Genomic DNA, 19,889 nt, shown 5'->3' on the forward strand with positions numbered 1-19,889 from the left:
CGAGGGGGTCAACGCCCCCGTCTTAATTGTTCTGCGGCCTGCTTGGCGAAGTAGGTCAGGATGCCATCAGCGCCGGCACGTTTGAAGGCGGTCAGGGACTCGAGGATCACCGATTCGGCCAGCCAGCCGTTCTGGATGGCGCCCATGTGCATCGCGTACTCGCCACTGACCTGGTAGACAAAGGTCGGCGCGCGGAATTCATCCTTCACCCGGCGCACGATGTCGAGGTACGGCATGCCCGGCTTGACCATCACCATGTCGGCACCTTCGGCCAGGTCGGCAGCCACTTCATGGAGGGCCTCGTCGCTGTTGGCCGGGTCCATCTGGTAGGTGGACTTGTTGCCCTTGCCGAGGTTCGAGGCCGAGCCGACCGCGTCGCGGAACGGACCGTAGTAGGCGCTGGCGTACTTGGCCGAGTAGGCCATGATCCGCACGTTGGTGTGCCCGGCGGACTCCAGGGCCTCGCGGATGGCGCCGATGCGGCCGTCCATCATGTCCGAGGGCGCGACCACCTGGGCGCCGGCCTCGGCGTGGGACAGCGCCTGGCGCACCAGCACGTCGACGCTGACGTCGTTGAGCACGTAGCCGTCGTCATCGAGGATGCCGTCCTGGCCATGGGTGGTGAACGGATCGAGCGCCACGTCGGTGATGATGCCCAGCTCCGGGAAGCGCTCGCGCAGGGCGCGGGTGGCGCGCTGGGCGATGCCCTCGGGGTTGTACGCCTCGGCGGCGTCCAGCGACTTCTTCTCCAGCGGGGTCACCGGGAACAGCGCCAGCGCGGGAATGCCCAGGGCCACCCACTCCTCCGCCTCGATCAGCAACTGGTCGATGGACAGGCGCTCGACGCCCGGCATCGACGGAATGCTTTCGCGCTGGTTGACGCCATCGAGGACGAACACCGGCAGGATCAGATCGTCGACGGTAAGGACGTTCTCGCGGACCAGGCGGCGGGAAAAATCGTCGCGGCGATTGCGGCGCAGACGGGTATAGGGGTAGGCGCGGTTGGCGGGAGTGAAGCTCACGGTGTACTCCAGGGCCCAGATAACGGGCACAGTGTGACAGTTATAGTCCCTGATTATGACGGATTGGTAACAAGCGATGACAGTGACCCAAGGTCGCGGCATCCTGCCGCACCGCCAATCATCGCAAAAAGCCAGCCACCAAGGCCATTCATTGCATGATCGATGATCCAGGCCATGATGATCACGCTTTCCCCAGGCCTCCAACCGAGTTAGGCTGCGCGTTCATTTCGCTTCGCTGCCCCGATGATGCTTCAACAATTCCTGCAGGACTTCGGCTATTTCGCCCTTTTTCTCGGTACTTTCTTCGAGGGCGAAACCATTCTCGTCCTGGCCGGATTCCTCGCCTTCCGCGGCTACATGCAGCTGGATACGGTCATTCTCACCGCGTTCCTCGGCAGCTATGCCGGTGACCAGCTCTGGTACTTCCTGGGCCGCCGCCACGGCCGCCGCCTGCTGGCGCGCAAGCCGCGCTGGCAGAAGCTCGGCGACAAGGCCCTGGAGCACGTGCGCCGCCACCCGGACCTGTGGGTCCTGAGCTTCCGCTTCGTCTATGGCCTGCGCACGGTGATGCCGGTGGCCATCGGCCTGTCCGGCTATCCGCCGGCACGCTATCTCCTGCTCAATGGCATCGGCGCCATCGTCTGGGCCGCCGCGCTGGGCTCGGCGGCCTATTATTTCGGCAGCGTGCTGGAAGGCATGCTCGGCAACATCAAGAAATACGAACTGATGGTCCTCGGCGGACTGGTCGTCATCGGCCTGCTGCTCTGGTTGTGGCGACGTTTCAAGACGCCTCGCGGCAACGGCGCGAGCAGCGACACCGACAAATCCGAGTGAATTCCCGCCACCGCGACTGAACAGCCGCCCCGCGCGCGTACTCCAATCTCCTGTACCCTCCGCTCCGGCTGGCCGCCGGGGCCGGTGGCTGGCTATGCTTGCGCGATCCAGTCCCCGGCCAGGCGGGCGCCCGGCCCGGTTCCTGCGTTCCCAAGGAGTAAGCCCTCATGCACAAGAAAGTTGCCGTCATCCTCTCCGGTTGTGGCGTCTACGATGGCGCGGAAATCCACGAGAGCGTGATCACCCTGCTCCGCCTCAGCCAGCGCGGCGCCCAGGTGCAGTGCTTCGCGCCGAACATCGCCCAGCATCACGTGATCAACCACCTGACCGGCGAGGAAATGCCGGAAAGCCGCAATGTCCTGGTCGAGTCGGCGCGCATCGCCCGCGGCGAGATCAAGGACCTGCGCGAAGCCCGCGCCGAGGACTTCGACGCGCTGATCGTGCCCGGCGGCTTCGGCGCGGCGAAGAATCTCAGCGATTTCGCCATCGCCGGCGCGCAATGCCAGGTGCAGCCGGACGTGCTGGCCCTGGCCAGGGGCTTCGTCGACGCCGGCAAGCCGGTGGGCCTGATCTGCATCGCCCCGGCAATGGCGGCGAAGATCTACGGCGCCGGGGTGCAATGCACCATCGGCAACGATGCCGGCACCGCCGAGGCGCTGAAGCAGATGGGTGCCGAGCACGTCGACGCGCCGGTCGACGAGATCGTCGAGGACGCCGCGCGCAAGCTGGTGAGCACACCGGCCTACATGCTCGCGCAGTCGATCGCCGAGGCGGCCTCCGGCATCAACAAGCTGGTCGACCGGGTACTCGAACTGGTGGATCAGGGCAAGGCCTGATCGGCCAAGCACGAGGGCGGTCGCGCCACCGCCCTTTGCAAAACCGCGCCACTGCGCCAGCGTGCGTCTCATCCCCCCGGATCGAGACGCCGCGATGAGCGAAACGCCTTCCCACTCCTTGCCTGACGACGTCCACCAACTGGTGGCGGCTTTCTTCCAGCGCATTCCCTTCAACCGCCTGCTCGGCATCCACGTGGTGAGCCTCGGGCGCGAAAGGGTGGTCCTCGACCTGCCGATGAAGGACGAACTGATCGGCAACTTCGTCCAGGGCATTCTCCATGGCGGGGTGATCTCCAGCCTCCTCGACGTCACCGGCGGGGCGATGGCACTGATCGGAGCCCTCGAGCGACACCGCGAACTGCCCGGCCATGAGCGGATGGCGCGGCTGTCGAAGCTGGGCACCATCGACCTGCGCATCGACTACCTGCGCCCGGGACGCGGCCAGAGGTTCACCGCCCACGCGGTGCCGCTGCGCGCGGGCAACAAGGTGGCGGTGATACGTTCGGAACTGCACGCCGACGACGGTGCGCTGGTGGCCGTCGGTACCGGAACCTACTTGTGCGGCTGATTCGCGCGTAGGCCGGCTTCCCGCTGCAGGCGGGTGAGCAGGCGATCGAGGGCGTTGGCGAAGGCCTGGCGGTCGCGATCGCCATAGGGTGCCTGGCCACCGCCCATCTGCCCGAGTTCGCGCAGGTCGGCCATCAGGTTGCGCATGGCCAGCTTGTCGCCCATGTTCCGCGCATCGAACTCGCGACCACGCGGGTCGAGGGCGGCGACCTGCTTCTTGATCAACCGGTCGGCCAGCGGCACGTCGCTGCAGATCACCAGGTCGCCGGGCTCGGCCTGCTCCACCAGGTAATCGTCGGCCGCGTCCATGCCGCTCTCCACCACCACCAGGCGCACGCAGGCGAACGGTGGCTTGACCTGCGGCTGGCCGGCGACCATCCAGACTTCCAGCTTGCGCTTGAGGGCGAACTTGCAGACCAGTTCCTTGGCCGCCTTGGGGCAGGCGTCGGCATCGATCCAGATACGCATGAACGAACTTCCGTAGAAATGACGACGGCCAGTATCGCACCGGCCGTCGTCGTTGCGCGAACCGCCTCAGCCTGAGGCGTTGGCCGCCGCGCGGCGGCGCTCGGTGATCCGGCTGCGCCCGTAGAGTACGGCGATGGCCAGCAGCGCCAGGCCCTGGGCCGCCAGCGAATAGGCGTCGGCCTTGATCCCCAGCCAGTCGAAGTCGAAGAACGGCACGGGCCGCGTGCCGATCACCCCGGCTTCCTGCAAGGCGATCACGCCATGTCCGGCGAACACCACCGAGAGGGCGCAGAGCAACGCCGCGTTGATGGTGAAGAACAACCCCAGCGGCAGCTTCGCCGAGCCGCGCAGGATCACCCAGGCCAGGCCGACCAGCAGCACCACGGCGGTCGCCGCGCCAGCGATCACGGCGTCGTGCCCGGCCGGACCGGCCTGCAGCCAGAGGGTCTCGTAGAACAGGATGACCTCGAACAGCTCGCGGTAGACCGAGAAGAACGCCAGCACCGCGAAACCGAAGCGGCCGCCGCCGCCCACCAGGCTGCTGCGGATATAGTCCTGCCAGGCCGCCGCGTGCCGGCGGTCGTGCATCCAGACGCCGAGCCAGAGCACCATCACGCAGGCGAACAGCGAGGTGAAGCCCTCCATCAGCTCGCGCTGGGCGCCGCCGATGTTAATCACATAGGCGGCCAGCGCCCAGGTGGCGAAGCCGGCGACGAAGGCCAGGCCCCAGCCGATGTGCACGCCGCGCACGGCGCTTTCCTGCCCGGTGTTGCGCAGGAAGGCGAGGATCGCGGCGAGCACCAGGATGGCCTCCACCCCTTCGCGCAACAGGATCAGCAGGGCGGAAAGGAAACTGATGGAGAAGCTCAGCGAGTCGCCGCCGAGTTGCTTGGCGGCCTCCGCCAGCTTGCCCTTGGCCAGCTCCAGCTGCTGCGCGACCCGGGCCTCCGGCAGGCCGTCGCGCAGCGCCTGGCGGTAGGCCATGAGTTGCTTCTCGGTGGAGCGACGCAGGTCGGCGTCGACGTTGTCCAGCGAACTTTCCACCAGCTCGAAGCCTTCCAGATAGGCCGCCACCGACAGGTCGTAGGCCTGGTCGCGGTCGCCTTCGCGATACACCGCGAAGCTCTTGTCCAGGGTCGCTGCGGTGTAGTCGATCAACTGTCCCGGACCACGCTGCTCCAGCGGCGGATGGGCACGCAGGGCGCGGAAGCTTTCGCCGGCGGCCTCGCCATCGTGCTCGGCGATCTCGGCCGGGGTCTGCGTGGCCAGGGTCGCCAGCGGGTAGGCATGGGCCTTGTCCGGCTGCGCGCTGCCGACGCTCAGCCCGGCCACGTAGCTGGCCAGGTCCCAGCGCTGGCGTTCGTCGAGCTGATCGGCGAAGGCCGGCATGTCGGTACCGGCCACACCCAGGCCGATGACGTTGCGCAGGTCGTAGAGGCTCAGGTGGTCGAGGCGGCTGCGCTCGGTAAGGTTCGCCGGCGGCGGCTCCAGGCCGATGCCGGCCGGGCCGTCGCCCTTGCCCGCGTCGCCATGGCAGATCGCGCACTGCTGGGCATAGATCGGCGCCGCGCGGCTCGGGTCGGGGGTGATCGCGGGAGTCTGCACCACCTGGTAGATGTCCGCCACGCGGGCTTCCAGGTTGCGCGCCTGGAGGGCCACGTCCTTGCCCGGCAGGCGCTGCTCGATGGCCTGGCGCAGGCTGGCGACGCCTTTCTCCAGGTCGGCGCGTTCGGGGCGCATCGGCAGGGTCAGGATCAGCGCCTGCAGGTTGCCGACGAACTCCACCTGTTCCTGGTACTCGCTGGGGTCGACGATCTTGCCGTCGCTCACCGTCGGCGGGTAGTCGGCCGCCAGGTAGCTCAACAGATGCAAGGCTTGGGAGGGATCGACGGCCGTGTCGGCAAAGGCTCCAAGGCTGAACACGCCGACCAGCGGCAGCAGCCACAACAGGATTTTCGGAGGATGCATGGCGAAGACGAAGTGAGAATGGAAGAGATTAAATTGTCCCTTCGCCTTCCCGCCCATGCAAGAAATACTCTGTAACAATCACGCCCGCGCGGCCACGCCAGGCAGCTCAGAGCGGCGCGCGACGCACCGTCGCCAGCAAACCCGCGGCGCCGACGAACAGGCTGGCGAAGGTGCGATTCACCAGCTTCTGCTGGCGCGGTGAACGCAGCACGCGCAGGACCCGCGCGGCCAGGCCGGTATAGCCGGCCATGACGATCAGGTCGACGACGATCATGGTGCCGCCCATGATCAGGTACTGCGGCAGCAACGGCTGGTGCGGATCGATGAACTGCGGCAGCACGGCGAGCATGAAGATCACCGCCTTGGGATTGCTGGCATTGACCAGGAAGCCGCGCAACACCAGGGTCAGCGGACGCCCCAGGGGCCGCTCGCCATCGGTGCTCAGGGCCTGCGGCGGCGCCTGCCACTGGCGCACCGCCAGGTATACCAGGTAGGCCACGCCGAACCACTTGATCAGGCTGAAGGCCAGCGCCGAGGTGGCCAGCAGCGCGCCGACGCCGGCGGCGACGATGGCGATCTGCAAGGCCAGGCCGATCTGCAGGCCCAGCGCGTTCCAGTAGCCCCTGGCGAATCCGTATTGCAGGCCGCAGGACATCGAGGCGATGGCCCCGGCGCCGGGTGAAAGGCTGATCGCCCAGCAAGCGAGGAAAAAGGCGAACCAGGTACTGACGAGCATTGCACACCTCGGAAAGCGAACGCGGCTGACGGCGGAGACGAAGAGCCAGTGTGCACCAAGGCGGGGCGGGCGCACAGGCTTTCCGACAACGCGCATGGTCCCGGCTTTGCGGACGCGTTCGAACGGACAGGAAAAAGCCCGGCAGATGCCGGGCTTTTCCGCAGGTGCTCACTCGACCGGTGGGGCAGGAGCCCCACCCTCCGGTCGAATTCAGTCCGGCGAGCCCTTGCGCAGCTTCACCGGCTCCTCGCCGCGCTTGCGCGCGAGGGCGCCGCGCAAGCGGATGTTCAGCGCCTCCACGGCCAGGGAGAAGGCCATGGCGAAGTAGACGTAGCCTTTTGGCACGTGCACCTCGAAGGACTCCGCCACCAGCACCGTGCCGACCACGATGAGGAACGACAGGGCGAGCATCTTCAGCGACGGGTGCTTCTCGATGAAGTCGCTGATGGTGCCGGCCGCCAACATCATCACGCCGACCGAGATGACGATCGCCGCGACCATCACCGGTACGTTCTGTACCAGGCCGACGGCGGTGATCACCGAGTCCAGGGAGAAGATGATGTCGATGATCGCGATCTGGATGATGATGCCCATGAAGCCATGGGCCTTGCCGCCGCTCTTCTGCTCCTCGTCCGCGCCTTCGAGGCTGTGGTAGATCTCCATGGTGCTCTTGAACAGCAGGAACAGGCCGCCGAAGAACAGGATCAGGTCGCGTCCGGAGATACCCTGGCCGAACAGGTGGAACAGGTCGGTGGTCAGGCGCATCACCCAGGTGATCGAGAGCAGCAGCAGGATCCGCGTGCCCATCGCCAGGGCCAGGCCGAAGAAGCGCGCCTTCGGTTGCTGGGCCGGCGGCAGGCGTCCGACCAGGATCGAGATGAAGATGATGTTGTCGATGCCGAGGACGATTTCCAGGGCGGTCAGGGTCAGGAACGCGACCCAGATTTCAGGATTGGCAAGCCATTCCATAGATGTTTATTTCCCGTTTCTTGTTGAAGTTGAAAAACCTGGCCCACGCCAGCGACGCACGGCTTTCTGGAAGAACAGGCTGTTGGGGACCTGCAGCAGCGGGCCCGGCGAGCCATCCTCGAGGGTTTCTTCCAGTGTCGTATACAACAGATTGATGGCAACCACGCGTCCGCTGACGCCCGGCTTGTCGGCGCTGTCGATCAGCTCCACGCGATCGCCGATGCGGAACGGCCCGACGGTGAAGATCAGCAGCGCACAGAACAGGTTGGAGAGCACGCTCCAGATGGCGAAGAACGCCACCGCGGCCACCGCGGCGAAACCGGTCAGCGCGGTCCACAGCACTTCGGCGGACACGCCCAGGCGCTCCAGTACCATGATCAGCGCACTGACCATGATCAGCCAGCGCAGGCCGCCACGCAGCGGCAGGAGAAGTTCCGGCGGCACCGGATAGCGCTCGCCGATACGGGTGACGGTGCGCCGCACCAGGCGCTGGAGCAGCCAGGCGACCAGCAGGATGAGCAGGATCTGCAGCGCCACCACCAGTGGCCCGCTCCAGGTCTGCGTCAACACTTGCAGGTCTTCCATCACTCACTGGCCTCCAGTTCTTTCTGCAAGGCTTCGAGGGTTTCCAGCGCCTCCAGCCAACGTTCCTCCAGCTCGCCTTCTCGAGCCTTCAGGCCTGACTGCTCAGACAACAGGTCACGCAATTCGTCCTTTCTCGCCGCTTCATACAATGCGCTGTCGCCCAGCCGCGCCTCGAGGGCGGCGAGTTTCTCGTGCAGCGCGCCGAGTTCGCGCTCCAGCCTGTCGGCCTCGCGCTTGTGCGGCGCCAGTTGCTGGCGCAGCGCGGCGGCGGCCTGGCGCTGGGCGCGCCTGTCGGTGCGTTCGGCCGGCACGCTTGCCAGCGCTTCGGCCTGCGGCGCCTTGCGCGCGCGATAGTCGACCAGCCAGCGGGCGTAGTCGTCGAGGTCGCCGTCGAACGGCACCACGCGGCCGTCGGCGACCAGGAGGAACTCGTCGGTGGTGCTCTTGAGCAGGTGGCGATCGTGGGAAACCACCAGCACCGCCCCGGAAAATTCCTGCAGGGCCATGGTCAGGGCCAGGCGCATCTCCAGGTCGAGGTGGTTGGTCGGCTCGTCGAGCAGCAGCAGGTTGGGCTTCTGCCAGGCGATCAGCGCCAGGGCCAGGCGGGCCTTCTCGCCACCGGAAAAGTTCAGCACCGGCTCGTCTACCCGCGCGCCGCGGAAGTCGAAGCCGCCAAGGAAGTCCTTGAGGGTCTGCTCGCGCTCGCCGGGGGCGATACGCTGCAGATGCAGCAGCGGGCTGGCCTGCGGATCGAGCGAGTCGAGCTGATGCTGGGCGAAGTAGCCGATCGCCAGGTTCTCGCCGCGCAGCAGGCGTCCACCCAGTTCGGGCAGGTCGCCAGCCAGGGTCTTGATCAGGGTCGACTTGCCGGCGCCGTTGGGGCCGAGCAGACCGATGCGCGCGCCGGGCACCAGTTGCAGCTTGACCTTCTCCAGCACCGGCTTGTCGCCATAGCCGAGGCGGCCGTCGCCGAGATCCAGCAGCGGCCGGGAAATCTTGTCCGACTCGCGGAAGCTGAAGTTGAACGGCGAATCGACGTGGGCCGGCGCCAGTTCCTCGAGGCGCTCCAGCGCCTTGATCCGGCTCTGCGCCTGGCGCGCCTTGGTGGCCTTGGCCTTGAAGCGGGCGATGAAGCTCTCCATGTGCGCGCGCTGCGCCTGCTGCTTCTCGTAGGCCTGCTGCTGTTGCGCCAGGCGCTCGGCACGGGTCCGCTCGAAGGCGGAATAGCCGCCCCGATAAAGAGTCAGCTTGCGGTTCTCGAGGTGCACCACGTGGTCCACCACCGCATCGAGGAAGTCGCGGTCGTGGGAGATCAGCACGAGGGTGCCCGGATAGCTCTTGAGCCAGTCCTCCAGCCAGAGGATCGCGTCGAGGTCGAGGTGGTTGGTCGGCTCGTCGAGCAACAGCAGGTCGGACGGGCACATCAGCGCCTGCGCCAGGTTCAGGCGCATCCGCCAGCCACCGGAGAAGTCGCCGACGCGGCGCTCCATCTGCTCGCTGCCGAAGCCCAGGCCGGCGAGCAGCTTTCGCGCCCGCGCATCGGCGGTATAGCCGTCGGCGTTGTCCAGCTCGGTGTGCAGGCGTGCCTGGGCAGTGCCGTCGTGCGCCGCTTCTGCGGCGGCCAGGGCCGTCTGGATTTCGCGCAGGCGGAGGTCACCGTCGAGCACATAGTCCACGGCCAGACGCTCGAGGGTATCGACCTCCTGGCGCATGTGCGCGATGCGCCAGTCGGCAGGCAGCTGGCAATCGCCGGCGTCCTGGCCGAGCTGGCCACGCAGCAGGGCGAACAGGCTGGACTTGCCAGCGCCATTGGCCCCGATCAGGCCGGCCTTCTGGCCGGCATGCAGGGTCAGTTCGGCAGCTTCCAGGAGGCGTTGCGGCCCGCGCTGTAGCGTAAGATTGAGGAGTCGGATCATGGCGGCGGAGTTTATCAGTTTCGCCCCCGCAGAGCGTGAGGCTGTATGACTGGAGATGTCTGGAGATTCGCGGTGGACGTGTATGCCCGTCCGGGAGTGGAAGCGGCGTGCCTGGCGCTGCAGGAACAGGGAGCGGACGTCTGCCTGCTGCTGGTCGCCGCCTGGCTCGGCAGGCGTGGCGTGCGCTGCTCGAAAGAGCGGGCCCAGGCCCTGGAGTCCGTCGCGCGCCCATGGCGCGAGACCGTCATCGAGCCGTTGCGCAGGCTGCGCAGCGCCTGGCGCGAAGCGGCCCTCCAGGATGCCTGCCTGGCAGGACTACGCGAGGAAGTGAAAGCACAGGAGCTACGCGCGGAGCGGGAACAGCTGCAGCGCCTGGCCGAATTGGCCATGGCCTGGCAGGACGCACAGGAAACGGAACGCAAGGCCGACACCTGGCTGCAGGCCTGCAGCCAGGGCATCGACACCGAAGAAGGCCGCCGGGCCCTGCGGCTGCTGGGCTCGGCGGCTTCACAGACCGCGCCTTAGGAGGCGCTGGTCGGCGTGGCGCCATTGCTGCCCGCAGCCGGTGCTGCCGGAGCGGCAGGGCTGCTGGCGGGAGCGGCGGCCGGGGTAGCGACGGCGGGAGCGGTGGGTTTCGCGGCGGGAGCGGCGACCGGTTTCGCGGCAGGTTTCACCGCCGGCTTGGCGGCGGGCTTCGTGGCCGCGGTTTTCGCCGCCGGTTTCGCGGCAGGCTTCGCCGCGGGCTTGGCGACAGGCTTCGCGGCAGCGGTCTTCGCCGCCGGCCTGGCCGCCGGTTTCGCGGCAGGCTTCGCCGCGGGCTTGGCGGCAGGCTTCGCGGCAGCGGTCTTCGCCGCCGGCTTGGCCGCCGGTTTCGCGGCAGGCTTCGCCGCTGGCTTGGCGGCAGGCTTCGCGGCAGCGGTCTTCGCCGCTGGCTTGGCCGCCGGTTTCGCGGCAGGCTTCGCCGCTGGCTTGGCGGCAGGCTTCGCGGCAGCGGTCTTCGCCGCTGGCTTGGCCACCGGTTTCGCGGCAGGCTTCGCCGCGGGCTTGGCGGCAGGCTTCGCGGCAGCGGTCTTCGCCGCCGGCTTGGCCACCGGTTTCGCGGCAGGCTTCGCCGCGGGCTTGGCGGCAGGCTTCGCGGCAGCGGTCTTCGCCGCCGGCTTGGCCGCCGGTTTCGCAGCGGGCTTCGCCGCGGACTTGGCGGCAGGCTTCGCGGCCGCCGCCTTCGCCGCCGGTTTCGCGACAGGCTTAGCCTTGCGGCTTTCCAGCGCCTTGCCGGCGGCTTCCTTCACCTTGCCGACGCCCTGCGCCAGCCTGAGACTTTCCTGTACATCGCGCTTGAGGCCGACGATGTAGGTACGAGTGTCCGCCTGCCGCGCCTTCAGGGTATCCAGCGCCTCTTCCAGATCGCTGATGGACTCACGCGCCTTGGCCTGGGCCTTGGTCTTGCCTGCCTTGGCCGCATCCTGCAGCTTGGTCCGCGCCTTGTGCAGCTTTTCCTGGGCTTTGCCACGTTGCTTTTCGAGTTTGGCCAGCAGTTTTTCCGAATCGACCAGCGCTTGTTTGCACGCACCTTCCAGGTGCTCGACAAGGCTATGGGAAAGTTGGTGCAGCAGGTGCAAGGGGGTGGTGACGGGCTTCTTGTTGGCCGACATGACGTGCCTCCAGGCGGACGTGGTTGCGCCCATACTAGACCCGCACAGCCCCTCTCGCCAACGGGTTCGATGCGCTACAAGCGGCGCCCGTCAGGTTGGCCCGCCGAATCGCCTGGAGAAACCGCATGCCGCACCACCTCCTCATCGCCCTGCTGCTATTGCCGCTGCCGCTTTTCGCCGCCCCGCCCAGGGATGAGCTGGCCTACGCCGTAGGCGCTCGGCTGGGCACCCGACTGCTGCAGGAAATGCCCGGGCTGGAGCTTGCCGAGCTGCTCAGGGGACCGGAACGGGCCTATCGCGCAGAGGAGCTCGAGCTGCCGCCCGAGCGTATCGAACGGCTGCTGGCGCAACAGGACAACTCCACGCCGGCGCGAGCGCCCACCACGCCCGTCGAAGCGCGCTTCCTGGCCAACGAAAAGCCCGCTTCGGCGTCCGCGAACTGACCGGCGGCGTGCTCGTCAGTGAACTGCGCCGCGCCCAGGGCATGGGCATCGGCAGCGCAACCCAGGTACAGGTCCGCTATCGCGGCCTGCTTGCTGGCGGCCAGGTGTTCGATGAAAGCGAGCGAGCCGAGTGGTTCGCCCTGGACAGCGTGATCGAAGGATGGCGCACAGTGTTGCGGGCGATGCCCATCGGTGCGCGCTGGCGAGTGGTGATTCCCTCGGCGCAGGCCTATGGGCACGAAGGCGCCGGCGACCTGATCCCGACAGACGCCCCGCTGGTCTTCGAGATCGAACTGCTGGGCGCCCGCTGAATACAAGAACGGCGCGCTCCATAGGGAAACGCGCCGTTCCGAGGAGGCAGGCCCTCGGCTCAGACCGGGACGGCCGAACCCTCCGCATCGCTCTGGCTGTGAGCGGTGTGCAGGACCTCGATGAGGCAGTCCTCCAGCTCGAAGCGTTCGTGCAACTGCTGCCGCAGGGACTTCAGCTCCGCGATCAGGCAGGCGCCTTCGCGGCAGTCGCCATTGTCGCAGCGATCATTGAAGTTGAGCGCGGACTCGGTGATGGCTTCCAGCCGGGGAAAGATCTGCTTGGCCAGTTCCAGACCGCGCTGGTCGCCGAAGGCCTTGCCTTCCGCGGTCAGTTGTTCGTAGACCTCGAAGTGTCCGGCGGATACGTAGTCCAGCAGCAACTGGCAGAAATGCTGGAGTTCTTCGGCGTTGGGCGCCGGCGCCTGAATACCGCTCAGGGCGTCGAAGGCCTGCACCAGTTGCTGGCGCTCATGCAGCCAGCGATCGATCAACTGGTGCACGCCCCCCCACCGCTCTTGGGCATTACGGCAGCTTTCGAGCATGTTGTCCTCGCTTCCCTCTTCGGACGTCCCGGAGAATCATCGTCCGCTCCGAGACGCATTGCTGACGCACTCTCTGCGCTCTGTGGAGAACACCTGTGCAAGGGGCGGACTCCGGCGCTACGGAAAGCCAGATTATGCCCCCGGGGTGACCCCTTCAAGACGCCCGTACAGAAAAATTCATACGGATGTTTGATCGGTATCCCGCATCCGCTCTGGTTTTCCCGAAATCGCCACGATCGACGCGGCGACGCGCAGGAGCCGCTCAGGCGCGGCGCAGGAACTGCATGATGGAGAAGCCGAGATAGGCGACGAAGGCCAGCAGGCTCCACTCCGGAAGACTCAGGGTGAACAGCGTCCAACTGACCTCGGCACAGTCGGCGGTGCCATGCAGAACCAGGCGGACGATCTCCTGGAACGGCAGCGCCTCCATCATGTAGTCAAGGCTCGGCAGGCAGGCCGGCAACTGCTCCAGCGGCACCGTCTGCAACCATACCTGACGGGCGGCGGTCGCACCGCCAAGGAGGGCGAGCAGGAATACCAGCACGGAATAGATGCGTCGTCCGCCCCGGGCCGGCCCATGGATCGCGCCGGCGAGGCAGACGAGGCCGATGAGGACCAGGAAGATCCGCTGCACGATGCATAGCGGGCAAGGTTCCAGGCCCACCGCGTGTTCCAGGTACAGCGCCCCGCCCATGAGGGCGACACAGGCCAGGAACGCGAGAAGGAAAAGCAGGCGGGGGCTGGCCAGGAGCATGGCGGTTCCACGGGATGGAGAAGAAAGGCCGCCTACGGTAGTGGAAAGCCTTCGCCCGTTTCAAGCCGCAAGACGGCCTTGCGGCGGTCCGCTCCGAGCCCTTCCCGACCCTCTGCGACAAGGTGCCACGGTCATCCGATGGTCCGTCGCGGGCGCCAGCGCCTGGCGCCCCTTCGCTCAGACCCCGGCCACCACCACCGGCAGGCCCGGCGTGCGACGATCGAGGAGGACCAGCCCTTCCTGGAACAGCTGGTTGCTGCGCTCGACTTCGCCCAGTTGCGCCAGCAGGCGCCCCAGCTCGGCGCAGGTCTCGGCGCTGCGCTGGAAGCTCAGGCTGGCTTCCAGATACTCCCGCGCCTTGCCCCAGAGTTTGTTGACCAGGCACAGGCGGCCCAGGGTCAGCAGCAGGCCGGGATCGTCCGGATGTTCCTTGAGCCAGCCTTCGGCAGCCTGCAACTGCTTGGCCGGATCACGCCCGCGCACCTGCCCGTAGAGCTGCACCAGGGTCGCGTCGAAACCCTGCTTGAGCGCGTGGCGGAGCACCTCCTCGGCCTCCTCCTCGGCGCCCAGGCGCAGAAGCTGGGCGGCATAGCCGGCGACGACAGCAGGATCGCCGCGCAACGCCGACGGCACGTTCTGCCAGCGCTGGGTCAACGGCTGCAGCGCCGTCTCGCCTTCGTTCAGGCCGCGCTCGCCGGCCTCCTGCAAGGAGGCCACCCAGGCCCGGCGTTCCAGGTCGCGCAGTTCGGAATCCTTCAGCACGCGCTCCTTGCGCAGCTCCGGCAACAGCACGCAGAGCGCCTGCCAGTCGTGCTGGGTGACGTACAGTTGCTGCAGCAGGCGCAGCACGGTGCGGTGCTGGGGCTGCAGGCCGTGGAGCTCCTCGAGGGTATTGCGCGCCTGCGGGTAGTCGCCGCGATTGATCAGCAGCTGCGCGCGGGTCAGGCCGACCAGCAACTGGGCGTCGGGCTCGCGCTCGCGAGCCCGGTTCAGCAGGTCGTCGGCCTCGTCGTAACGTTCAAGTTCGTTGGCGGCCCGTGCCGCGCCGAGGTAATGCATCAGCGGCCGCTCGCCCATCTCCGCCGCCCGCCGCAGATGGCGCAACGCCTGCGGCCAGTTGCCCTCGCCGAGATCGCGCAGGCCGCTGTGCTCGGCCATCTGTACGCGACGCCGGCGGTTGTAGCGCGACCAGGGGTTGACCACCCGCCCCGAGCTGCCGAGCAGGCGCAGGACCAGGCGCACCAGCACCACCAGCAGCCAGACCACCGCCAGCAGGGCGAGGAACGACCACAGGCTGGATTCGTAGCGGAAGCTCTTGTAGGCGATCAGCACGTAGCCGGCCTGCTCGGAGATCGCCAGCCCCACCAGCGTGGCGACCAGCACCACCGCCAGGATCAGGAGGTAGACGCGTCTCATGGACGACCCTCCGCGGCCGGCGCCGCCTGCGGCTCGGGCGCCAGGTTGCCGGCGGCCTCGCGGCGCGACACGTAGGCCTGCAAGGCACTCAGTGCCGGCGCGAGGTCAGGCGCCTGCACGGTGACCGGCTGCTTCGCCAGCTCGTCGATACGCAGCTTCAACGCGCGGCTGTCGGCCAGCTCCACGTTGAAATAGCCGTCCAGCACATCCTGGGCCTGTTTCAGCGCTTGCTGGTAGACCTCCTGCTTGCCGTTCAGCGCAGCCCACTGCGCCTGCTCCAGGGCCAGGCCGATGGTCAGGCGCACCTGCGCCAGCTGTTCACCGGCCAGCAGCGGGCGAATGTCCTGGCCGGCGTTGAAGTCGATGCGAATGTAGCGCGAGATCTTCTCCCACCATAGCTCCCAGGTGCTGTTGCCGTCGCCCCAGGCAACGTTGCTGGCGCCGCCTTCGCCTTCCTTGAAGGTCGGGGTGAGCGGCTGCAACTGGTTGACCTGCTCGCGCAGCGCCGCCAGTTGCACGAACAGGCCGGTGCGGTCCGGCTCCGGCAGCGCGCGCAACGCTTCCAGGCTGGCGGCCAGCTTGGCACGGGCGGCGTAGGCGCCGGGATCGTTCTGCGCACGCAGGATGTCGTCGGCGCCCTGCACCAGTTCGGTGGCGCTGCCCACGTCCTGCAGCGCCGATAGGCGCAGGCTGGCCAGGCGCAGCAGATGCTCGGCCTCGGCCAGTCGCCATTGCTGGCGGCTCTGGCCGAGGACCTTCTTCAATTGTTCGCCGAGGTGCTGCTGGTCGCCTTGCAACTCCACCACCAGGCGCCGCCGCGCTTCCAGTTCGTCCGCCGTGGGCAGGGCGTCCAGGCGCGCCGCCAGTTGCTGGTTGCGCTGGGCCAGGGATTCGGTCTTGCCACGGGTGTCGTCCAGTTGCGCCAGCTGGTCGCGTTCCTTGCCCTGCAACTGCTGGACCTGCCAGAAGCTCCAGCCGCCCGCGCCGAGGCCCGCCAAACCCACCAGCAGGGCGAGCAGCGCCAGGCCGGTACCGGCGCCGGAACGCGTGGGTGCCGAAGGCGTGGGAGAAGGGGTGGAAGTGGAAGTTCGTGCGTCGTCTTGGGGAGTGACTGCTTCGCTCACAGGTCCATCCTTTGGTCAAGAAAGTTCTAGGCGGCGCTCGTCAGGGCCGCCAGCAAGGCCGGCGCGCTCGCGCCCCGGCAATCAATCACCCGTTGCGCGCCCAGTTCGCGCGCCATTTCGGCGACCCGCGGGCTGGGCACGAACAGCGGCAACCGGCAGATCTCGGGCCAATCGGCTGCCGCCAACTGATACAGATTTTGCAAACCCTGTCCACTGCTGACCACCAGGCCGTTCAGGCGTTCCGCCCGCACCCTTGCCAGCGGCTCCCCGTGAGGATATTCCGGAGCCCGGCGCCGGTAGAGTGGCAGGTAGTCCACCTGCACGCCTTGGCCGCGCAGGCGCTCGGCGAGAAATTCTCGGCCACCTTCGCCGCGCATGATCAGCACTTTCGGATCATGCACGCGCAGGGAGTCCTGGAACGCCGACAGCGCCAGCAGCGCTTCGCTGTCGTCGCCCTGCTCAGGATAGGTTACGCAGAGGCCGTAGTCCTCGAGGATCGCCGCGGTCGCCGCGCCGACGCTGAACCAGGCCTGCTGCGGGGGTTGCGGCCAGTAGCGGTCGAGCCGCTCCAGGCCAAGGCGCGCGGCCGGCTTGCTGACCACCAGCACCGCGCAGTAGCGATCCAGGTCGAGCATCAGCGCGCGCTGCTCCGGCGTCTCTTCCAGCGGATCGATCGCCAGCAGCGGCAGGCTGCTGCAGTGGACTCCCGCCTCGCCGAGGGTGGCGGCCAGCGCCGCGCATTCCTCTTCGGGACGCGTCAGCAGGAGCCGCCAGGCGCTCACGGATGCCCAGCCTCGCCGTAGACCGCTGCGAGGATCGCCTCGGCGCCCTGCGCCAGGAGGTCGTCGGCCACCTGTACGCCCAGCGCCTCGGCCTGCGCCAGGGGCGCCCGCCCTTCGGCCCGCAGCAACTGGCTGCCGTCGGGCTGGCCGACCAGGCCGCGCAGCCACAGTTGGTCGCCCTCGCGAATCGCGTAGCAGGCGATCGGCACCTGGCAGCCACCGTTGAGGCGCTTGTTCAGCGCGCGCTCGGCAGTGACCCGCAGCGCCGTATCGGCGTGGTGCAGAGGCGCCAGCAGGGCGTGCAGGTCGGCGTCGGCGGTGCGGCACTCGATGCCGACCGCGCCCTGGCCGCCAGCGGGCAGGCTGTCGTCGACGCTGATCGAGGAACGGATGCGCGACTCGAAGCCGAGGCGGATCAGGCCGGCGGCGGCGAGGATGATCGCGTCGTACTCGCCGGCATCCAGCTTGGCCAGGCGGGTGTTGACGTTGCCACGCAGGAAGCGGATCTGCAGGTCCGGCCGGCGCGCCAGCAGTTGCGCCTGGCGGCGCAGGCTGGAGGTGCCGACCACGCTGCCGGCGGGCAGTTGGTCGAGGCTCGCGTAGGTGTTCGAGACGAAGGCGTCACGCGGGTCTTCGCGCTCGCAGATGGTGTAGAGGCCAAGGCCTTCGGGGAAGTCCATCGGCACGTCCTTCATCGAGTGCACCGCGATGTCGGCGGCGCCCTCGAGCAGGGCGGTCTCCAGCTCCTTGACGAACAGGCCCTTGCCGCCGATCTTCGCCAGCGGCGCGTCGAGCAGCTTGTCGCCGCGACTGGTCATCGGCAGCAGGGTGACGGTCAGGTCGGGATGGGCCTGTTCCAGGCGCGCCTTGACGTATTCGGCCTGCCACAAGGCGAGGGCGCTCTGGCGGGTGGCGATGCGGATTTCGCGGGACGACATGGGATATTCCGTGCACAAGGATGCACGCATCATAACAGTTCGCGCCCGGGTGCGCGGACGCTGGGCCCGATAGCCGCACCCCGGGCGCCGGCGAATCGCCAGCGCTCGTCAGAGCTGGTGCATCAGGCGCCTGACGCCGGCCACATGCCGTCGGCTGACGGTCAGCGCATCGCCATCGAGTCCTTTCAGGTAAAGCTGGAAATGCCCCAGCGGCGTACGCTGCAGGCGTTCGATCCGTTCGCGGGCGACCAGGGCGTTGCGGTGGATACGCACGAAGCGTTCGCCGAATTCGTCTTCCAGGGCCTTCAACGGTTCGTCCAGCAGCACTTCGCCCTGCGCATGGCGCAGGGTCACGTACTTGTGGTCGGCAATGAAGAAGATCACGTCCTCCAGGGGGATCAGTTCGATCCCCTTGCGGGTCCGCGCGCTGATGTGGCTGCGCGGTCCGCTGCCACCGGCGGCCGGAGGCTTGGTCAGCGCGGCCAGCTGCACGCGGTTCGGCCGCGAGGCCTTCTTCAGCGCTTCGGCCAGGTCCTCGCTGCGCACCGGCTTGACCAGGTAGCCCACGGCGCTGACCTGGAAGGCTTCCAGGGCGAATTCGTCATGGGCCGTGCAGAAGATCACCGCGGGCGGGGCTTCCCGCTCGCAGAGTCTGGCCGCGACCTGGAGGCCGTCCAGACCGGGCATGCGGATATCCAGCAGGACGATATCGGGCTTGAGGCTGTCGATCAGCGTCAGCGCTTCTTCGCCATTGCTGGCCGAGGGCTCGAGGACGCGATAGCCGTCCAGTTGCCCTACCAATCGGGCCAGGCGCTCTCGCGCCAGAGGTTCGTCATCGACAATCAGGACATTCATAAGCTCAGGCTTCCTGCATGAGTCGCGCACATGGATAGCGTAGACAGGTGTAGTGCCGTCCGTCACGGCGCTCGACGCTGAGACTCGCTTTAGGCCCGAAAAGTGCCCCAAGTCGTGCATCGATATTGTGTAACGCCTGTCGCGTGCCTTTCGACGGGGGCGACTCGAGCGCCTCGTCGTAGGGGTTGCTCACACACAGCTGGAACACTCCTTCACGATAGACCGCCTCGACCTGCACCAGGCCACCTTCGACCCGCGGCTGGATGCCATAGATAAGCGCATTTTCCAGCAGCGGCTGCAAGGTCAGTTGGGGAATCGGCAGGTTGGCCGGCACCCCGTGCACCTGCCAGTCCAGTTGCAGGCGATCGCCAAGACGATACTGCTCAATGGAAAGATAGCGCCTCGCCAGCGCCAGTTCCTCCTCCCAGGTAACTAAAGTGCCGGGCCTGGCCAGGCTGGCCCTGAACAGGTCGGACAGGTCCAGCACCGCATGCTCGGCCTTGAGCGGGTCCAGCCCGATCAGGCTGGCGATGCTGTTCAGGCTGTTGAACAGGAAGTGCGGACGGATCCGCGCCTGCAGGGACTCCAGGCGCGCCTGCAACTCGGCCTGCTGCTGCCGGCGCCATTGGCTCTGCAGGTAAAAGTAGCGCAGCACCAGGGCCGACATGATCAGCGCGATCAGCGCATGCCGCAGGTACAGGTTGACCTCGCCGGCACGACTCAGTTCACCACCCAGCTGGTAGTGCTCGGCCACCGCCGTGCAGCCCAGGGTCAGGAGCACCACCAGCAGGCTGCAGGCGCCCCCCGCCAGCGCCACCGGCAGGCGCGCGAGCAACGGCCGCAAGCGGCAGAACAGCGCCGCCGAGAGCAGCACGATCCACTGCACGAACAGAGAGGCCAGGGCCAGGCGCACCCAGTTGAAGCTCGGCGTCATCGGCTCCGCCAGCACCAGCACCAGCACCAGCAGCTCCGCCAGCAGCACCAGGGTGAACAGGGCTTCGGCCTCGCAGAGCTCGGGAATGAAGAAATCGTCGTGGACGGCCGGCCGGGGCGAACGGCCGGGCTTGAGTCGGATAGGCATCGCCAGAGTTTCCGCAAGGCCCGTGACGCCCGCAAGACGGCCGCGGGCGTACGGGCGAAATAAAGTACCGAAATGCCATCTGCCGCAAAA

20 protein-coding genes and 1 pseudogene are annotated in these 19,889 nt (G+C 67.5%); 5 read left to right on the forward strand and 16 right to left on the reverse strand.

From position 1 onward, the window contains the following. Positions 1 to 8: 8 nt before the first annotated feature. Positions 9 to 1,022 carry a porphobilinogen synthase gene (gene hemB / locus B7D75_RS27165; protein ID WP_033997560.1) on the reverse strand — a complete coding sequence of 338 codons (1,014 nt, stop codon included), beginning with the start codon at positions 1,020 to 1,022 and terminating at the stop codon, positions 9 to 11. 243 nt (positions 1,023 to 1,265) lie between these two features. On the opposite strand from hemB, the gene B7D75_RS27170 reads away from it, so the two are divergent. From B7D75_RS27170 to B7D75_RS27180, 3 genes are all read left to right on the forward strand, one after another. Beyond that, positions 1,266 to 1,856 (forward strand): DedA family protein, encoded by a 591-nt coding sequence (locus tag B7D75_RS27170; protein ID WP_012077858.1) that lies wholly within the window; start codon positions 1,266 to 1,268, stop codon positions 1,854 to 1,856. Positions 1,857 to 2,023: 167 nt separating this feature from the next. After that, positions 2,024 to 2,692, forward strand: coding sequence for an isoprenoid biosynthesis glyoxalase ElbB (gene elbB / locus B7D75_RS27175; protein WP_034079791.1), 669 nt, complete (start codon positions 2,024 to 2,026; stop codon positions 2,690 to 2,692). Between the two features lie 94 nt (positions 2,693 to 2,786). Next, positions 2,787 to 3,260, forward strand: coding sequence for a thioesterase family protein (locus B7D75_RS27180; protein WP_012077860.1), 474 nt, complete (start codon positions 2,787 to 2,789; stop codon positions 3,258 to 3,260). Here the strand turns inward: B7D75_RS27180 and B7D75_RS27185 are convergent. The 6 genes from B7D75_RS27185 to B7D75_RS27210 all read right to left on the reverse strand — a co-directional run bounded on the left by B7D75_RS27185 (position 3,245) and on the right by B7D75_RS27210 (position 9,901). Continuing rightward, positions 3,245 to 3,727 carry a YaiI/YqxD family protein gene (locus B7D75_RS27185; RefSeq protein WP_058136633.1) on the reverse strand — a complete coding sequence of 161 codons (483 nt, stop codon included), beginning with the start codon at positions 3,725 to 3,727 and terminating at the stop codon, positions 3,245 to 3,247. The two genes, B7D75_RS27180 and B7D75_RS27185, sit on opposite strands and share 16 nt — an antisense overlap. Positions 3,728 to 3,793: 66 nt before the next feature. Then, the gene (locus B7D75_RS27190; RefSeq protein WP_034079799.1) at positions 3,794 to 5,695 is read right to left on the reverse strand and encodes a cytochrome c/FTR1 family iron permease; all 1,902 of its coding nucleotides are present in this window, start codon (positions 5,693 to 5,695) and stop codon (positions 3,794 to 3,796) included. Between the two features lie 106 nt (positions 5,696 to 5,801). Continuing rightward, positions 5,802 to 6,431, reverse strand: coding sequence for a LysE family transporter (locus B7D75_RS27195; RefSeq protein ID WP_034079793.1), 630 nt, complete (start codon positions 6,429 to 6,431; stop codon positions 5,802 to 5,804). Positions 6,432 to 6,641: 210 nt separating this feature from the next. Then, positions 6,642 to 7,400 (reverse strand): TerC family protein, encoded by a 759-nt coding sequence (locus B7D75_RS27200; protein ID WP_034079794.1) that lies wholly within the window; start codon positions 7,398 to 7,400, stop codon positions 6,642 to 6,644. Between the two features lie 6 nt (positions 7,401 to 7,406). Then, a complete protein-coding gene (locus B7D75_RS27205; RefSeq protein WP_012077863.1) occupies positions 7,407 to 7,985 on the reverse strand; it encodes a mechanosensitive ion channel family protein in 579 nt (192 codons plus the stop codon). Beyond that, complete coding sequence (locus B7D75_RS27210) at positions 7,985 to 9,901, reverse strand: ATP-binding cassette domain-containing protein (protein WP_034079795.1); 1,917 nt, start codon at positions 9,899 to 9,901, stop codon at positions 7,985 to 7,987. Before B7D75_RS27210 ends, B7D75_RS27205 begins: the two co-directional genes overlap by 1 nt. Positions 9,902 to 9,946: 45 nt before the next feature. On the opposite strand from B7D75_RS27210, the gene B7D75_RS27215 reads away from it, so the two are divergent. Continuing rightward, positions 9,947 to 10,426, forward strand: a complete 480-nt coding sequence (locus tag B7D75_RS27215) for a TIGR02444 family protein (protein WP_053814768.1) — start codon at positions 9,947 to 9,949, stop codon at positions 10,424 to 10,426. On the opposite strand, the gene B7D75_RS27220 is transcribed toward B7D75_RS27215, so the two are convergent. After that, positions 10,423 to 11,553: an AlgP family protein gene (locus tag B7D75_RS27220; protein WP_107114592.1), complete on the reverse strand. Its 1,131-nt coding sequence runs from the start codon at positions 11,551 to 11,553 to the stop codon at positions 10,423 to 10,425. The genes B7D75_RS27215 and B7D75_RS27220 overlap by 4 nt on opposite strands. A gap of 125 nt (positions 11,554 to 11,678) precedes the next feature. Between B7D75_RS27220 and B7D75_RS27225 the strand changes: the two are divergent. Further along, positions 11,679 to 12,307: pseudogene (locus B7D75_RS27225) on the forward strand (FKBP-type peptidyl-prolyl cis-trans isomerase). A 59-nt stretch (positions 12,308 to 12,366) separates the two neighbouring features. Here the strand turns inward: B7D75_RS27225 and B7D75_RS27230 are convergent. The 8 genes from B7D75_RS27230 to algZ all read right to left on the reverse strand — a co-directional run bounded on the left by B7D75_RS27230 (position 12,367) and on the right by algZ (position 19,799). Next, positions 12,367 to 12,849: an Rsd/AlgQ family anti-sigma factor gene (locus B7D75_RS27230; RefSeq protein ID WP_003154610.1), complete on the reverse strand. Its 483-nt coding sequence runs from the start codon at positions 12,847 to 12,849 to the stop codon at positions 12,367 to 12,369. A 262-nt stretch (positions 12,850 to 13,111) separates the two neighbouring features. Continuing rightward, complete coding sequence (locus tag B7D75_RS27235) at positions 13,112 to 13,603, reverse strand: disulfide bond formation protein B (RefSeq protein WP_033997551.1); 492 nt, start codon at positions 13,601 to 13,603, stop codon at positions 13,112 to 13,114. A 177-nt stretch (positions 13,604 to 13,780) separates the two neighbouring features. Continuing rightward, positions 13,781 to 15,019 (reverse strand): heme biosynthesis protein HemY, encoded by a 1,239-nt coding sequence (locus B7D75_RS27240; protein WP_003154606.1) that lies wholly within the window; start codon positions 15,017 to 15,019, stop codon positions 13,781 to 13,783. Beyond that, positions 15,016 to 16,143 (reverse strand): uroporphyrinogen-III C-methyltransferase, encoded by a 1,128-nt coding sequence (locus B7D75_RS27245; RefSeq protein ID WP_003154603.1) that lies wholly within the window; start codon positions 16,141 to 16,143, stop codon positions 15,016 to 15,018. Before B7D75_RS27245 ends, B7D75_RS27240 begins: the two co-directional genes overlap by 4 nt. A 26-nt stretch (positions 16,144 to 16,169) precedes the next feature. Continuing rightward, positions 16,170 to 16,925, reverse strand: a complete 756-nt coding sequence (locus tag B7D75_RS27250; RefSeq protein ID WP_034082813.1) for a uroporphyrinogen-III synthase — start codon at positions 16,923 to 16,925, stop codon at positions 16,170 to 16,172. Beyond that, the gene (hemC, locus tag B7D75_RS27255) at positions 16,922 to 17,863 is read right to left on the reverse strand and encodes a hydroxymethylbilane synthase (protein ID WP_012077869.1); all 942 of its coding nucleotides are present in this window, start codon (positions 17,861 to 17,863) and stop codon (positions 16,922 to 16,924) included. Before hemC ends, B7D75_RS27250 begins: the two co-directional genes overlap by 4 nt. Before the next feature lie 108 nt (positions 17,864 to 17,971). After that, the gene (gene algR, locus B7D75_RS27260; RefSeq protein WP_003157680.1) at positions 17,972 to 18,718 is read right to left on the reverse strand and encodes an alginate biosynthesis regulator AlgR; all 747 of its coding nucleotides are present in this window, start codon (positions 18,716 to 18,718) and stop codon (positions 17,972 to 17,974) included. Positions 18,719 to 18,722: 4 nt separating this feature from the next. Continuing rightward, on the reverse strand, positions 18,723 to 19,799 hold the full coding sequence (gene algZ, locus B7D75_RS27265) for an alginate biosynthesis two-component system sensor histidine kinase AlgZ (RefSeq protein WP_012077870.1): 1,077 nt from the start codon (positions 19,797 to 19,799) through the stop codon (positions 18,723 to 18,725). Positions 19,800 to 19,889 lie beyond the last annotated feature (90 nt).

It is taken from the genome of Pseudomonas paraeruginosa (assembly GCF_003025345.2).
GTDB classification, from domain to species: domain Bacteria; phylum Pseudomonadota; class Gammaproteobacteria; order Pseudomonadales; family Pseudomonadaceae; genus Pseudomonas; species Pseudomonas paraeruginosa.

Bases quoted from the DNA above. Each gene is read 5' to 3' on its own strand.
- B7D75_RS27170 (WP_012077858.1), top strand. From the start codon at position 1,266: ATGATGCTTCAACAATTCCTGCAGGACTTCGGCTATTTCGCCCTTTTT.
- elbB (WP_034079791.1), top strand. From the start codon at position 2,024: ATGCACAAGAAAGTTGCCGTCATCCTCTCCGGTTGTGGCGTCTACGAT.
- B7D75_RS27180 (WP_012077860.1), top strand. From the start codon at position 2,787: ATGAGCGAAACGCCTTCCCACTCCTTGCCTGACGACGTCCACCAACTG.
- B7D75_RS27185 (WP_058136633.1), bottom strand. From the start codon at position 3,727: ATGCGTATCTGGATCGATGCCGACGCCTGCCCCAAGGCGGCCAAGGAA.
- B7D75_RS27190 (WP_034079799.1), bottom strand. From the start codon at position 5,695: ATGCATCCTCCGAAAATCCTGTTGTGGCTGCTGCCGCTGGTCGGCGTG.
- B7D75_RS27195 (WP_034079793.1), bottom strand. From the start codon at position 6,431: ATGCTCGTCAGTACCTGGTTCGCCTTTTTCCTCGCTTGCTGGGCGATC.
- B7D75_RS27200 (WP_034079794.1), bottom strand. From the start codon at position 7,400: ATGGAATGGCTTGCCAATCCTGAAATCTGGGTCGCGTTCCTGACCCTG.
- B7D75_RS27205 (WP_012077863.1), bottom strand. From the start codon at position 7,985: ATGGAAGACCTGCAAGTGTTGACGCAGACCTGGAGCGGGCCACTGGTG.
- B7D75_RS27210 (WP_034079795.1), bottom strand. From the start codon at position 9,901: ATGATCCGACTCCTCAATCTTACGCTACAGCGCGGGCCGCAACGCCTC.
- B7D75_RS27215 (WP_053814768.1), top strand. From the start codon at position 9,947: ATGACTGGAGATGTCTGGAGATTCGCGGTGGACGTGTATGCCCGTCCG.
- B7D75_RS27220 (WP_107114592.1), bottom strand. From the start codon at position 11,553: ATGTCGGCCAACAAGAAGCCCGTCACCACCCCCTTGCACCTGCTGCAC.
- B7D75_RS27230 (WP_003154610.1), bottom strand. From the start codon at position 12,849: ATGCTCGAAAGCTGCCGTAATGCCCAAGAGCGGTGGGGGGGCGTGCAC.
- B7D75_RS27235 (WP_033997551.1), bottom strand. From the start codon at position 13,603: ATGCTCCTGGCCAGCCCCCGCCTGCTTTTCCTTCTCGCGTTCCTGGCC.
- B7D75_RS27240 (WP_003154606.1), bottom strand. From the start codon at position 15,019: ATGAGACGCGTCTACCTCCTGATCCTGGCGGTGGTGCTGGTCGCCACG.
- hemC (WP_012077869.1), bottom strand. From the start codon at position 17,863: ATGTCGTCCCGCGAAATCCGCATCGCCACCCGCCAGAGCGCCCTCGCC.
- algR (WP_003157680.1), bottom strand. From the start codon at position 18,718: ATGAATGTCCTGATTGTCGATGACGAACCTCTGGCGCGAGAGCGCCTG.
- algZ (WP_012077870.1), bottom strand. From the start codon at position 19,799: ATGCCTATCCGACTCAAGCCCGGCCGTTCGCCCCGGCCGGCCGTCCAC.